General features: G+C 59.6%; 12 protein-coding genes. 3 read left to right on the forward strand and 9 right to left on the reverse strand.

Annotation, left to right across the window (positions count from 1 at the left end; translation table 11 throughout):
• Positions 1 to 166: 166 nt before the first annotated feature.
• Together panB and C8N35_RS12660 are read right to left on the reverse strand one after the other, a co-directional pair.
• Entirely contained in the window at positions 167 to 1,003 is an 837-nt protein-coding gene (gene panB, locus C8N35_RS12655; RefSeq protein WP_107990075.1) for a 3-methyl-2-oxobutanoate hydroxymethyltransferase, read from the reverse strand.
• Positions 1,004 to 1,063: 60 nt separating this feature from the next.
• Positions 1,064 to 1,630, reverse strand: a complete 567-nt coding sequence (locus tag C8N35_RS12660; protein ID WP_107990076.1) for an NnrU family protein — start codon at positions 1,628 to 1,630, stop codon at positions 1,064 to 1,066.
• Positions 1,631 to 1,937: 307 nt separating this feature from the next.
• Between C8N35_RS12660 and C8N35_RS12665 the strand changes: the two genes are divergently transcribed.
• Both C8N35_RS12665 and C8N35_RS12670 read left to right on the forward strand, forming a co-directional pair.
• Positions 1,938 to 2,252: a PilZ domain-containing protein gene (locus C8N35_RS12665; protein ID WP_107990077.1), complete on the forward strand. Its 315-nt coding sequence runs from the start codon at positions 1,938 to 1,940 to the stop codon at positions 2,250 to 2,252.
• Between the two features lie 189 nt (positions 2,253 to 2,441).
• Positions 2,442 to 2,894: a L,D-transpeptidase gene (locus C8N35_RS12670; RefSeq protein ID WP_210203509.1), complete on the forward strand. Its 453-nt coding sequence runs from the start codon at positions 2,442 to 2,444 to the stop codon at positions 2,892 to 2,894.
• A gap of 117 nt (positions 2,895 to 3,011) precedes the next feature.
• Here C8N35_RS12670 and C8N35_RS12675 read toward each other — a convergent pair whose 3' ends face one another.
• The 3 genes from C8N35_RS12675 to C8N35_RS12685 are packed head-to-tail and all read right to left on the reverse strand — an operon-like array spanning position 3,012 to position 8,090.
• Positions 3,012 to 3,701, reverse strand: a complete 690-nt coding sequence (locus C8N35_RS12675) for a GNAT family N-acetyltransferase (protein WP_342753499.1) — start codon at positions 3,699 to 3,701, stop codon at positions 3,012 to 3,014.
• Between the two features lie 2 nt (positions 3,702 to 3,703).
• Positions 3,704 to 6,862: an efflux RND transporter permease subunit gene (locus C8N35_RS12680; protein ID WP_107990080.1), complete on the reverse strand. Its 3,159-nt coding sequence runs from the start codon at positions 6,860 to 6,862 to the stop codon at positions 3,704 to 3,706.
• A 10-nt stretch (positions 6,863 to 6,872) separates the two neighbouring features.
• Positions 6,873 to 8,090 (reverse strand): efflux RND transporter periplasmic adaptor subunit, encoded by a 1,218-nt coding sequence (locus tag C8N35_RS12685; RefSeq protein ID WP_107990081.1) that lies wholly within the window; start codon positions 8,088 to 8,090, stop codon positions 6,873 to 6,875.
• 266 nt (positions 8,091 to 8,356) lie between these two features.
• Here C8N35_RS12685 and C8N35_RS12690 point away from each other — a divergent pair, with 266 nt between their 5' ends.
• Positions 8,357 to 8,956: a TetR/AcrR family transcriptional regulator gene (locus tag C8N35_RS12690; protein ID WP_170122093.1), complete on the forward strand. Its 600-nt coding sequence runs from the start codon at positions 8,357 to 8,359 to the stop codon at positions 8,954 to 8,956.
• A gap of 97 nt (positions 8,957 to 9,053) precedes the next feature.
• Here C8N35_RS12690 and C8N35_RS12695 read toward each other — a convergent pair whose 3' ends face one another.
• The 4 genes from C8N35_RS12695 to C8N35_RS12710 form a co-directional block, all read right to left on the reverse strand.
• Positions 9,054 to 9,953: a LysR family transcriptional regulator gene (locus C8N35_RS12695; protein WP_107990083.1), complete on the reverse strand. Its 900-nt coding sequence runs from the start codon at positions 9,951 to 9,953 to the stop codon at positions 9,054 to 9,056.
• A gap of 179 nt (positions 9,954 to 10,132) precedes the next feature.
• Positions 10,133 to 10,504, reverse strand: coding sequence for a hydrogenase maturation nickel metallochaperone HypA (hypA, locus tag C8N35_RS12700; protein ID WP_342753500.1), 372 nt, complete (start codon positions 10,502 to 10,504; stop codon positions 10,133 to 10,135).
• Positions 10,505 to 10,721: 217 nt separating this feature from the next.
• Complete coding sequence (gene fdhF / locus C8N35_RS12705; protein ID WP_245926774.1) at positions 10,722 to 12,887, reverse strand: formate dehydrogenase subunit alpha; 2,166 nt, start codon at positions 12,885 to 12,887, stop codon at positions 10,722 to 10,724.
• A gap of 39 nt (positions 12,888 to 12,926) precedes the next feature.
• A complete protein-coding gene (locus C8N35_RS12710; protein ID WP_107990086.1) occupies positions 12,927 to 13,463 on the reverse strand; it encodes a 4Fe-4S dicluster domain-containing protein in 537 nt (178 codons plus the stop codon).
• Positions 13,464 to 13,614: the final 151 nt, after the last annotated feature.

Below are 13,614 nucleotides of genomic sequence, written 5' to 3' on the forward strand. Positions count from 1 at the left end.
TGGCCTTCTCACACGCGTGAGAGGTTCCCGAATGCCGCCGGACCATACATGCTCGCCCTTGCGGACGCAATCAGACCGGCCCCAAGTCCGCCAATCCATTCCCACCTGCGCCCTCATGCGTCGGGGTCATGGCGAATTTGCGGCCGGCGACGCGCATTTGCCGCTCCTATTCGCCCGAAGCGACCTTTTTCGGCATTCCGTAGACGTATTCGGGTGCGGGGAATGTGCGCGCACGCACTTCCTGCGCATAGTCGCCCACAGCGGAATCGATCGCGTCGGCAAGCCGCCCGTAAGTCTTGACGAATTTCGGCACCCGCGGCGACAGGCCGAGCATGTCTTCCAGAACGAGTATCTGCCCGTCGCAGGCGCTGGATGCACCGATTCCGATCGTCGGGATCGCAACCTGGCGCGTGATGCGGGCAGCCAGAGGCTCGACAAGGCCTTCGAGAACGACGCCGAACGACCCGGCCTCTGCCACCGCGGCGGCATCGGCTTCGAGCTCCGGCCATTTCGCCTCGTCACGTCCCTGTACCTTGAACCCTCCCATGGTGTTCACCGACTGCGGCGTCAGGCCGATGTGGGAGAGAACGGGAACGCCACGCTCGGTCAGATAGCGCACGGTCGGGGCAATGTGGCGCCCGCCTTCAAGCTTGATCGCACCGCAACCCGTCTCCTTCATGACACGCGCGGCTGTTCGAAACGCCTGCTCGGGACTTTCCTCATAAGATCCAAACGGCAGGTCCACCACGACGAGCGCCCGTTCAGAACCGCGAACAACCGACTGACCGTGAAGAATCATCATCTCGACGGTAACAGGAACGGTCGATTCCAGGCCGTGCATCACCATGCCGAGTGAGTCGCCTACCAACATGAAATCGGCATGCCGATCGACAAGCCGCGCCGTGTGGGCATGGTAGGCGGTCAACGACACGATCGGCTCGCCTCCCTTGCGGTTGGCGATGTCCACCGCCGTCAGACGGCGGCTCTGTGCGTGTGCCGACATGGCAAATCCTCCAGGTGCAGATTAAGTCAATTCATCGCAGACAGGTGCCTTCACACGCTGTCAGGTGAGAATAGGTACACCGATTAGCCACAGATGAAGCTTCCAGACGAATGCGGCATAAAGAACGACGCCTATGACAACGGCAAGGATGTCGTTTCGCATCGATCCGCGAACCGACTCTGGCGCGGGGCGGCGCTTGAGCGATATGCGGTCGTAAACGCCCCAGGCAAGGAAGGTCAGAAAAAGGACAAGCGAGGCGGCGTCACCGTTGACCAGCAAATGCGCCAGCGCCCAGGTCTTCACCGCCGTGATCATCGGATGCTTGACTGTCGCCTTTATCCGGCCCGGCAGGTAAGCCGCAGGAATCAGAATGAAGGCAAACAGCATGAGCAGCATCGCGATATGACGCGTCCAGGGCGGCGGATCGTAGAGGACCGGCACGCCCTGCGCCCGCGCCATTCCGAACCCGTAAACGATCAGAACGAAACCAGCGAGCGAGACAAGACCGAAAACCGCTCGATAGCCTACCGGTCCCAGCCGCTCCACAAGTCCCGCTCGCAGGGCCGGACGAGCCGGCACCAGATGCGCGGCGACAAAAAGCGCCAGGCCGATTATCAGGATTTCCATTGTCGTCTCCCTCCTGGGCAGCACTCGCACAATCGCCGGGCCACCAGTCCCTGCCCGCTCTATAGCAAAATGCGCGCAGTTGCGGGAGGGAAGATGGACACACCTCCGCACGGATTGCCGGCTCTCGCGCTGAATGTCCGCGCCAGATCCGCCAGATGCAGCGCTCCCCGCGTCCCGCCATCCCCAACCGGGACCACAGGAAGAGAGTTTCGACACAAGACGGCAGCGGATACGGGACGGCCTGTAATCATCTATTCACTTCCCGTTCGTATTCTCACTCGTGAAATGTACGTGGAAGAGTTGGAAGATGGACTACTCGGACCGGCGCAAGTCGCACCGCAGACGGATGTTACAGGGCGGCAAGATCGTCTACGGTCGCAGCGCCCTGCTGATCGACTGCATGATCCGCGATCTTTCGGAAGAAGGCGCGCGCCTGAAGGTGGCCAGCGCCAGGGATGTCCCCGACAATATCAGGCTGTTCAACAGCGGCGACAACACCGTTATCGACGCAGAAGTCGTCTGGCGCTCACCCCGCGAAGTCGGCATCCGGTTCAATGGCAAGGTCAGCCCGATCAGCGAAAGCGACGATCCCAAGATTCGCAACCTGCGTTTCCACGATTGATGGCACGATCTCTGCCGCAGCATATCCGCGCTTGAGATTGATCTCCTTCGTGCCGTTATAGCGACCGTCCGTAAGTGCCTCAATGCAGGAGGTGCGTGCCCGAGCGGATAGCGTGTGACTCGTCACACTTTTATTTACTGTCGGCAGGTATACTTCCCCAACGTTATGTACTTTTGCGTGGGGGCATTCATGTTTCGCAAGCTAATCCTGTCGATGTGGCTGTTCATCGGCTTCACTGCAACTGCCGATGCGACAGCAAATGCCGGACTGGCCTACGATGGACCGAGCATCGTCGCGGTCGTAGATTTGTCTGACCAGCAGCTCAGCATCTACAACGCAGGCGTTCTCCTGCACCAGTGGAAGGTTTCAACCGCTCGGCGCGGCTACATCACACCGGTGGGGCGATACCGCCCGTACCGCATCCACAAGATGTGGCGTTCTCGCAAGTATGACAACGCACCGATGCCCTATTCGGTTTTCTTCCATAAGGGCTGGGCCGTCCACGGCACCAATGCGATCCGCCGCCTTGGCCGACCTGCGTCGCACGGGTGCGTACGTCTCGATCCCAAGAACGCAAAGATGCTCTACGGACTGGTTCGCCAATACGGTATGGAAGACGTGGAAATCGTCATCCGGAAGTGAACGGGCGGATCCGGCCCGACGCGGTCATTCCAATCTCATTTATGGGGCCACCCCATAGAGCGCTTGCTGGAGCATATTCTTGTCGATCAGATTGGGTAAATCTGATCGGAATATGCCCTAGATACGGCGTTCGAAGTATCGCACACGCTTGTCGCGGCCAGAAAGAAATGCCGAGCCGACCTCTTCAAACCCGAGCGCAGCGTGAAACGCGTCGGAGACTGGATTGGGCGGCTCAGCATTGATCTCGCAAACGACCCTACCAGCGCCCGCGGCCCGCGCGCGCTCAAAGACGTGGGTGTAGAGCCGGCGCGCGATCCCCTGCCCCCGTCGGGCAGGATCGACGCAAATCCGGTCGATGTAAACAAATCGCTCGAAGCGGTTGCGGAACCAAAGAAAATTGGGACTGTCATAGTCCGCCGTTTCGTCAAACGCGATGATAAAGGCATCTGCCGCCGCCATCCGCGCCGCTACGAAGGCACCAGCGACAAGCGCCCGCATTTCTTCCAGATTCAGATAGCTCAACTCCGTTGCATGCGCGTTGTTGAGGCGCAGCAGCGCTTCATCCGCCGTCAGAGCGTCGTCGTCAAGCGCAACGATCGCGGCAGGTGTCTCAAGGGGCACCATTTGTTTCACCTGATTTCGTGACCATGGTTTTGGTGCGCCGAACTGAACTTCGGCACAGTTGAATGGAAGAAGGCCGGGCGACAAGCCGCCCGGCCTTCTTCCTGCGCGTCGGGCAACAGAGACAATCGCCCGACGGTTCGGTTTGGGGATCGAGCCGCCTGGTTGGCGGTTCAACCACGACAAGATCAGGCCTCGGCCCCTTCGCCTTCGGCAGCTTCCTTACCCTCGCTGTCGCCGGCATCGCCCTTGTGCTTTCCCGGGAAGATCTTGCGTACAAGCACGAACAGTAGCGGGGCGAAGAACACGCCAATCACTGTGGAGGCGATCATCCCGCCCATCACGGCGATACCGATGGCATTCTGGCTGCCTGACCCGGCGCCACTGGCGATCGCCAACGGCGTAACGCCGAGGATGAAGGCGAGCGAGGTCATGATGATCGGCCGCAACCGTTGACGTGCGGCTTCAAGTGTCGCCGAGAAGAGATCCTTGCCGCGCTTTTGCCAATCGATGGCGAATTCGACGATCAGGATCGCATTCTTTGCCGCCAGTCCGATGGTGGTGAGCATGCCGACCTTGAAGTAAACGTCATTCGACTGATCGAACAACAAGGCCGCAACAAGGGCACCAAGAATGCCGATCGGCACGGTCAGCATGACCGCAAACGGAATACTCCAGCTTTCATAGAGCGCGGCAAGAGCCAGGAACACGACCAACGTGGAGATCAGATAGAGGTAGACTGCCTGATTGCCCGCGATCTGTTCCTGCGCTGACAGGCCCACCCATTCAAAGCTGTAGCCTTGCGGCAGGGTTTTGATAAGTCGCTCTATTTCGTTCATTGCAAGACCGGACGTGGCACCGGCGCCCGGGCTGCCCTGGATCTCGACAGCCGATAGCCCGTTGAAGCGTTCGAGCCGTGGCGACCCGAAAGTCCAACGCCCCTTCGCAAAGGCCGAGAACGGAACCATGTCATTGTCCGAGTTGCGGACATACCACTTGTCGATGTCCTCGGGCTGCATGCGATACTTCGCATCGCCCTGCACGTATACCGACTTGATGCGGGTCTCGTAGATGAAGTCGTTGACATAGGTCCCCCCCCAGGCCGACGACAACGTATTGTAGATATCAGACAGCGAGAGCGAATAGGAACTCGCCTTTTCCTCGTCGATATCGACGTGATATTGCGCCGAATCCTCCATGCCATTGGGCCGGGTATTGGCCAGAAGCGGGCTCTGCGCCGCCTTTCCCAGAAGCTCGTTCCGGGCCGCGACCAGCTTTTCATGGCCCTGCCCGTTGGCGTCCTGAAGATAGAGGTCAAAGCCACCCGTGACACCAAAACCCGGAATGGCGGGAGGCGACAACGCGAAGACCTGCGAATCCTTGAATTGCGAAAACACCCCCATCGCCCGCCCTGCAATAGCGCTGGCAGATGATTGAGGGGTATTTCGCTCGGCGAAATCCTTCAACCGAATGAACATCAGGCCGACATTCTGACCCTGGCCGCCGAAACCGAACCCGGCCACGCTCATCACGCCCTTGACGTATTCGCTCTCGTCTTCAAGGAAGTGCTTGCGGACGCGCGCGATGACGGCATCCGTCTGTGGCGAGGTGGCGCCCTGCGGCAGCTGGATGCTGGCGATCAGGATGCCCTGGTCTTCCTGCGGGATGAAGGCGCTCGGCACCTTGCCGAACAGCATTCCAGCCGCACCAACCATGGCGACAAAGAGCACGATGAACGGGATCGGCCGCAGCAGCATGCCGCGAACGCCATTACGGTACCCGCGCGTCGTTCGATCGAAATTGCGATTGAAGAAACCAAAGATTCCGCGTTCCTTGGAGCCCTCCTTGGGGCGTTTGAGGAGCGTCGCACAAAGCGCCGGGGTCAGAATCAACGCGACCAGCACAGACAGCAACATCGCGGTGACGATGGTCACGGAGAACTGCCGGTAGATCACACCGACGGACCCGCCGAAGAAGGCCATCGGAATAAACACCGCCGAGAGCACCGTCGCGATACCGACCAGCGCACCGGTAATCTCCTTCATCGACATGATCGTCGCCTGCTTCGGCGAGACGTCGTCATCCTCCATCACGCGTTCAACGTTCTCGACAACGACGATGGCGTCATCGACCAGAAGGCCGATTGCAAGCACCATGGCGAACATTGTGAGCGTGTTGATCGAATAGCCGAAGACAGCCAGCATCCCAAATGTGCCGAGCAGAACCACCGGCACGGCAAGCGTCGGAATCAGCGTTGCCCGGAAGTTCTGAAGGAAGACGAACATCACCACGAACACGAGGATGATGGCCTCGAAGAGCGTACGGACGACTTCCTCAATCGAGAGCTCGACAAACGGTGTCGTATCGTAGGGATAGACGACTTCGACCCCCGCCGGCAGCGTCGGCGAAACATCCGCGATGACGTTTTTGACCGCCGTCGCCGTGCTGATCGCATTGGCGCCAGTCGCTAGATAGACACCAAGGCCGGCGGCGGGCTTGCCATTGTACTTGGAAGAGGTGTTGTAGCTGCTCGCACCGACTTCGACGCGGGCCACATCGTTCAGACGGACCATCGAACCGTCCGTCGACGATTTCAAAATGATGTTCTCGAACTGGGAGATGGTCTGGAGGCGGCTCTTCGCCGTAACGGTCACATTGAGGAGCTGTCCGTTGAGCTGGGGACGAGCTCCCAGTTGCCCGGCAGAAACCTGTGTGTTCTGCGCCGTGATCGCAGAGGTCACGTCGCTGGGCATAAGCGCATATTTTTGCAGCTTCGACGGATCGAGCCATATGCGCATGGCGTATTCCGCGCCAAACAGGCGTGTCGAGCCGACACCTTCGAGCCGGCTGATACGGTCCTGGAGATTGCTGTCGACCCAGTCGGACAGATCCGTATTGTTCAACGAACCGTCGTTCGAGACGAAGCCGATCACCATCAGAAAGCTGTCGGATGACTTCGTCACGGTGACGCCCGTACTGGTGACAGCCGTCGGAAGCTGGCTCTCCACCAATTGCAGTTTGTTCTGCACCTGCATCTGGGCGACGTCGGGGTCGGCCTCGTTCGTGAACGTCAGCGTGATCGAGGAGCTACCGGTCTGCGACGAGGTCGACGTCATGTAGTCGAGATAATCGATACCGGTCATGCCCTGTTCGATCACCTTGGTGACCGTATTCTCGACCGTCTGCGCATCCGCGCCGGTGTAGGTCGCGGATATGCTGACCGTTGTCGGGGAGATTTGCGGGTACTGCGAGATTGGCAGCGAGTAGACCGCCAAAAGGCCGCCGAGCATCACGACGATCGCGAGCACAGCGGCGAAGATCGGCCGCTCGATGAAGAAGCGCGACATAAAGCGGCCCTCAGTTTTTATTCGCGGCAGCAGCGCTGCCGTCGTCGGTCGCGGCGGCGCCGCTCGAACCCAACGAATTGATCTCGGCGGCGTCCACCATTCGCGTCTTCACCTCCTGCCCTGCGGCGACCTTGGATGTCCCCTCCACGATGAGCAGGTCGCCTGCGGAGATACCTCCATCGACAAGCCAGTTGTTGCCAACCGAGCGCTGGACCGAAAGCGTGCGAACATCGACCTTCCCATCCTTGTTGACGAACTTCGCTGTCGCGGCGCCTTCCGGCGTGTGCTCGACCAGGCTTTGCGGCACCAGGAAACTGCCTTCCGCGACACCTTCCTCGATGATCCCGCGCACATACATGCCCGGCAGCAAGAGGTGGTCCGGATTGGGGAACTGCAGACGCACCGTGAAAGTGCCGGTGGTCTCATCGATCACACTTTCGCGGAACTCGAGGGAACCGTTCATGTCGTAAATGGACCCGTCTTCCAGCCGGAGCTTGACTGCAACATTGTCGCCAGAGGTCTTGACGCGACCTTCCTTCACCGCGCGTTCCAGCCGCAGGAGATTGGTGCTCGACTGAATGACGTCGACGTTGATTGGATCGAGCGTGCGGATGGTCGTCAAGGCGGAGGTCTGGTCGGCCGTCACGAGGGCCCCCACGGTCACGGTCGAGGCGTCCACGCGTCCCGAGATAGCAGCCTTCACCTTGGTATAATCGAGATTGATCCGGGCGGTCTCGACATTGGCCTTCTGCGCAGCGACTTCAGCTTTCGCCTGCAGCAGGCTCGACAGTGCGTCGTCGTAATCCTGCTTGGCGACGGCGTCCTGCTTGACCAGATTCTCATACCGATCGTACTTGGACTGGGCACTCGGTACCGCGGCTTCTGCATTCTGCAGGGCTGCCTTGGCGGAATCGAAGGTTGCCTGATAACTCGCCGGGTCGATCTGATAGAGCACGTCCCCTTCTTGGACCTCGCTCCCCTCCTTGAACAGGCGCTTCAGGATAATGCCGCCAACCTGCGGCCGCACCTCGGCGACGAGCGACGCCGCCGTGCGGCCCGGCAGCTCAGCGGTTATCGCAACCGTCTGTGGCTCCAGCTTGATGACGCCGACTTCGTATTTCCCCTTCGGCGCACCATTTTCGGCCTGTTGCTTCTGCTCGTCGCAGGCCGCAAGGCCGAGGCACGCAAGTCCCACGAGCGCGGCGCCGATCAAGGGTCGACGACGCATTTTCGAACCGATTGTAGAAGAGATCACGACCCGATCCTTGTTAAGGGCGCGGCAAAGGCGAGGAAGACAGAGACTTGCTTTTTGACGCAAGCCGCACCTATTTACAAAACTGAAGTTTCCCATTAGCCACTCCACCAACCCATGTCAACGACTGGCATTTAGTGACAATGCCGAACCAGTAGGGTGGGAAAGCCGTGTCGAAAATCACTGCCTTAACGTCAGAACGTCCGCCCTCTGAGCCTCTTCGTTCTCGGGGGCGCCCAAAGGTGAAATCCGACTGCCTGCAAAGACGCGAGATTCTTGCTGCGGCGAGAGATCTTTTTTTAACCCGCGGTTACGGCAAAACGACGACAGACGACATCGCCGCCCGGTGCGGCATATCCAAACGGACGCTTTACCGGCTCTACCAGAGCAAGATCGACCTGTTCGCGGGGATCATCGAGACGTCTCGCGCGCAGATGTTCACGCTGCCTGATCCTGGCCAGATTCTCTCCGCCACCGCCGCTCTAGAGCGCATGTTCCGGATCGACCTCTCGCCCGAACAGGAGACGGAAACGGAGGAAATCCTGAAAATCGTGTGTACGGAAGCGGAAAGGTGCCCGGAACTGCGCGAAGTCGTCAGACAGCACGGGGCGGAGGTCGCGCTGGCGGAATTGTCCGGATGGCTGGCGGATCGTCACCAGGCGCGCGAGATCGTCATAGACGACCCGCAGGCCTGTGCGCAAATTCTGATGGACATGGTCTTTGGCACTCTCGTAAAGACGATGCCGGAACACGCGTCCATACCCAGAGGCCACGCACGCGCCCTTCATATACGTCGCTGCGTCGCGATTTTTCTCAAGGGTGTATCGACAAAACGAGCGTGATTGTGAATGCGGATAGCGTTCGGCGACAACATTGGAAATGCCGTTCGCCGGCGGGCTGTATTGGAGAAGCGCTTGCGGGGGTATCCAGCAATCCCGCTCAGGCCATTTCGGCCAGTTTCGGCGCGAGCTTGCGCGCCTCTTCGATCAACGCCGCGGTCAGCGGCGGTTGCGGATCGCGCTGCGCGACGACCAGGCCGATCAAACGTGTAACTTCCGGTGCCACCAAAGGAATGGCGCGGATTGAAGACGGCAGATCGAGCGCTTCAACCATTATATGCGGCATGATCGTAGACCAGACGCCCGAGGCGAGGTGCGTCTCGATAACGACGATCGAGTTCGACTCCAGTTTCGGGTGGATGTCGATTCCCGCCTCGCTGAAGACCTGATCGATGATGCGACGGTTCTGCATGTCGCGGGAAAGCAGGCACAGCGGCAGGCTAGCAGCCTCATCCCATGTCACCGATTTCCGGTCACGGAACGGCCCGTCTGCGGACGTCACCAGGTGATAGCGCTCCCGGTAGAGCGGGACCTCGTAGACACGCCCCAGCGGCTCGTTGTCGAGATAGGTAATCCCGGCATCGAGTTGCAGATTGTCGATCCGCCCGAGAATGTCCGTCGACGTATGGGACGAGATGGTCAGTTCGATTCCGGGATGAACGGCCCATAGAGCAGACGTGTGCTTGACCATGACAGGCAGCGCCGTCGGTATCGCCCCAATTCGAAGATGGCCGACATCCCCCTGCTTCATCGTCTCCACATCGGAGCGCATGGCGTTCATGTCACCGACAATGCGGCGGGCCCATTCCAGAACCCGCTGTCCTTCCGCAGTAAAGCCGAAAAAGCGAGATCCCCGGTCGACCAGCGGAATTCCGAGTGTGTTTTCGAGTTGCTTGATGGCCGCGGAAAGGTTGGGTTGGGATACCCCACATGCCTGCGCGGCCCGACCGAAGTGCTTTTCCCGGGCCAAAGCCAGCAGGAATTCAAGTTTCTCTTCCATACGGAACCATTTCAGATTGGGGGAGGACCACAGCGACTAAATCACTTATTCGAGTATGGCCCATTGATGGAGAAGGCCCTTTGAGGGAGGTCAAGGGACTTCAGCGGTTGCGACTCACTCCGTTGTAACTCACTTGGTGATCGGCGACCTCGGCCCGAGGGTTGCCGGAAAGTGCCGGCCTATGCGACTTCCAGTTCCACGAGTTGCATCTCGTCGCCGCCGACCGGATCAAGATTGTACCCGCCACATTGCGGGCAGGCGGAAAGGCGGGACTCGACCTCGACCTGAGCACCGCAATCAAGGCATTTCGACAATCCGGGAGGTTGCTCGATTTCCAGCAGTGCCCCTTCCGCGAAAGTCTGTCTGCTCGTGACATCAAAAGCGTAACGCAACGATTCGGGATCCAGGCAACTGAAACGTCCGATCACGAGCTTCAACCTGTGAACCCGGTCGAAGCCCCTCGCCTTGCGTTCGCGCGCCAGGATACGAAAAAGGGATTCGCAAATCGTGAGTTCGTGCATGGCCGACCTGTGACGTCTGTCTCGAAGCATCTTATCACCCTTCAGCGGAGACGGCTGAAGGCGGAAAAAAGGCTCTGCGGCTTCTAGAATTTCATGATGTGACCATTCTGCAAGACCGAATCCTTTCGCAAATTCAAAACTTGCCGGTCATCTGCGACGTAACGCAAGCCTTCTGACGAACGACCGCCCACGTCGGCGAAGCGACGGGGCGGTCGACCATTTCGTCAGATCAGACAGGCCTCAGACCTTAGGCCGGCTCCTGCTCCGCCAGAACGGAGGCGTTTTCTACCGCCCCGCTCAGGTTGCCCTTCAGCGTCGCATAGAGTTCCTGGACGTGATTCTCGGCCCAGATCTGATCATCGATCGATTCCAGCTTGACGGCGGAATACTTGTATTCCGGGGTCTTGGAAGTCGGGTCGAAGCTCTCGCCGGTAAGCTCGTTACAGGCACCGATCCACCACTGGTAGGTCATGTAGACCGCACCCTTGTTGGTGCGCTCCGTGAGCTTCGCCCGGGTGATGATCTTTCCGCGACGCGAGGAGACGTAGACGAGTTCCTTGTCCTTGATGCCGAGACGCTTGGCATCTTCGGGGTTGATCGTCACGAAGCCCGGCTCGTCCGCCAGCGTCTGCAACGCCGAGCAGTTGCCGGTCATCGAACGACAGGAATAGTGCCCCACCTCGCGAACCGTGCACAGAACCAACGGGAAATCGTCGTCCGTCTGGTCCATCGGCGGATGCCATTCGCAGGCATAGAGCAGGCCCTTGCCATTCGGCCGCTGGAACTTGTTACCTTCGTAGAGGTACTTGGTTCCGTGGGCGTCATCAAGGTCCGTGCACGGCCACTGAACGTAGCCGAGGCCTTCCATTTTCTCGTAAGTGGCACCGTAGAAGATCGGGGTCAGCTCACGCAGCTCGTCCCAGATCTCCTTGGTGTTCTCGTAGTGCATCGGATAGCCCATCGCCGTGGAGATTTCGGAGATGATCTCCCAGTCGTGCTTGCACTCGCCCTTCGGCGGCACCGCCGCTTCAAAGCGCTGGAACGTACGGTCGGCGGCCGTAAAGACGCCTTCATGTTCGCCCCAGGACGTCGCAGGCAGAACCAGGTCGGCGAACATCGCCGTCTTGGTCATGAAGATGTCCTGAACGATGACAAACTCCATGCCTTCCAGCGACTCGCGGACCGAGGTCAGATCCGGATCGGTCTGAGCCGGGTCTTCGCCCATGATGTAGTAGCCCTTGAGCTTGCCATCCTTCACCAGATGCGGCACGTCGGTGACCATGGCACCGATCTTGTCGGGCAGCTCCTTCACGCCCCAGCGCTTGGCGAACTTGGCGCGGATCTTGGCGTCCGTGACGGGCTGATAGCCCGGGAAGACGTTCGGAAGCACACCCAGATCGCACGAACCCTGCACGTTGTTCTGGCCACGGACCGGGCCGACGCCCACATTCGGACGGCCGAGGTTGCCGGTCAGCAGCGCCAGGCCCGAAAGGCCCTTCACCACATCGACGCCCATCGTCCACTGCGTGACGCCCATGCCCCACAGAATCGTGGCGGAAGGAGCCGCAGCGTAGATACGCATCGCCTCGCGAATATCATCGGGATCAAGGCCGGTGATTTCCGAAACGTATTCCGGCGTGTATTTGGAGACGATCTTCTTGTATTCGTCGAATCCTTCCGTGTGCTTGGCAACGAAGTCCTTGTCGTAGAGGCCTTCATTGATCAGCACATTGGCAAAGGCGTTGACCAGAGCCATGTTCGAGCCGTTCTTGAGCGGCAGGTACAGATCGGCAAGGCGCGCCGTCTCGATCTTGCGGGGATCGCAGACGATGACCTTGGCGCCCTTTTCCTTGGCTTCGATGACGCGCCGGGCAATGACCGGGTGGCTGTCGGCGACGTTGTAACCGAAGACCAACAGGCATTCTGTGTCACCGATCTCCTGAATGGAGTTCGACATGGCACCGTTGCCGAGCGTCACGGCAAGGCCGGCGACGGACGGCGCATGGCAGACGCGAGCGCAGTTGTCGACATTGTTGGTGCCGATGGCGGCGCGGGTGAACTTCTGCATGACGAAGTTCGTCTCGTTGCCGCAACCGCGCGATGAACCGGTCGTCATGATCGCATCCGGGCCATACTTCTCCTTGATTTCGGAGAACTTCGTGGCCGCGATCTTGATCGCTTCGTCCCAGGTAATCCGCTCGAAATCCTTGTCGCGCGAACGGCGATACATCGGGTACATCAGCCGCGGCGTAAGGATTTTCGTATCGTTGACGAAGTCGAAGCCGTAGTGCCCCTTCAGGCAAAGCCGACCTTCGTTGGTGATACCGTCGAGCGGTTCCACACCAACGATCTTTTCGCCCTCGACCAGCAGATTGAACTTACATCCCGTCCCGCAATACGGGCAGACGGACATGTGCTTTTCCATAATTTCACCTTTTAATCTGGTTTGCCCTTAGACCGCGATCGAGGAAACCGCGGTGCGCGCGCGCAGATCAGCAAGAGATTTCTCGACACTCTCCTCGTCGACGACATGCAGCGCATTCGTCGGGCACGATGCGACGCAGGCAGGACCGGCTTCGCGGTCGGTGCACAGATCGCACTTGTGCGCCTGAGCCTTGACGCCGGTCGTCATCTTCACGCCGGCGAATTCCTTGACCGCCGGCACCGTGATCACATCCATCACGCCGAACGGACACGCCATCATGCAATTCTTGCATCCGACGCAGCGTTCCTGATCGATCTGAACCGAATTGTTGCGATAAACGATCGCACCTTCCGGGCAGGAATTCAGGCAAGGAGCGTCCTCGCAGTGGTGACACATCACGGCGGTCGTGACGGTCGCCGTCTTGATGACACGAATGCGAGGCTTGAAGTTTTCATCGGACAGGGGCGCGGGCGTCCCGTCTCCATTGTGCGCCATTGAGCACGCGATCTCACAAGTGCGGCAGCCGATGCACTTGCTCGGATCTGCAGCGACGAACCTATTCATCAGCTTTCATTCCTTCCGAATGCGTCTGTCCCCGAAGGACGCGCACAGGCCACGGCCCGACCGGCGTCCTTCCATAATCGTCCTGGGGGCCCGAGGAGGCGCAACGCGCCCGGACATAGGCCGCAAGTTCAAGGGCTTGCTCACCCGGCTC

The sequence above is a fragment of the Breoghania corrubedonensis genome, assembly GCF_003053845.1.
GTDB lineage: Bacteria > Pseudomonadota > Alphaproteobacteria > Rhizobiales > Stappiaceae > Breoghania > Breoghania corrubedonensis.

Bases quoted from the DNA above. Each gene is read 5' to 3' on its own strand.
- panB (WP_107990075.1), bottom strand. From the start codon at position 1,003: ATGTCGGCACACGCACAGAGCCGCCGTCTGACGGCGGTGGACATCGCC.
- C8N35_RS12660 (WP_107990076.1), bottom strand. From the start codon at position 1,630: ATGGAAATCCTGATAATCGGCCTGGCGCTTTTTGTCGCCGCGCATCTG.
- C8N35_RS12665 (WP_107990077.1), top strand. From the start codon at position 1,938: ATGGACTACTCGGACCGGCGCAAGTCGCACCGCAGACGGATGTTACAG.
- C8N35_RS12670 (WP_210203509.1), top strand. From the start codon at position 2,442: ATGTTTCGCAAGCTAATCCTGTCGATGTGGCTGTTCATCGGCTTCACT.
- C8N35_RS12680 (WP_107990080.1), bottom strand. From the start codon at position 6,862: ATGTCGCGCTTCTTCATCGAGCGGCCGATCTTCGCCGCTGTGCTCGCG.
- C8N35_RS12685 (WP_107990081.1), bottom strand. From the start codon at position 8,090: ATGCGTCGTCGACCCTTGATCGGCGCCGCGCTCGTGGGACTTGCGTGC.
- C8N35_RS12695 (WP_107990083.1), bottom strand. From the start codon at position 9,953: ATGGAAGAGAAACTTGAATTCCTGCTGGCTTTGGCCCGGGAAAAGCAC.
- hypA (WP_342753500.1), bottom strand. From the start codon at position 10,504: ATGCTTCGAGACAGACGTCACAGGTCGGCCATGCACGAACTCACGATT.
- fdhF (WP_245926774.1), bottom strand. From the start codon at position 12,887: ATGTCCGTCTGCCCGTATTGCGGGACGGGATGTAAGTTCAATCTGCTG.
- C8N35_RS12710 (WP_107990086.1), bottom strand. From the start codon at position 13,463: ATGAATAGGTTCGTCGCTGCAGATCCGAGCAAGTGCATCGGCTGCCGC.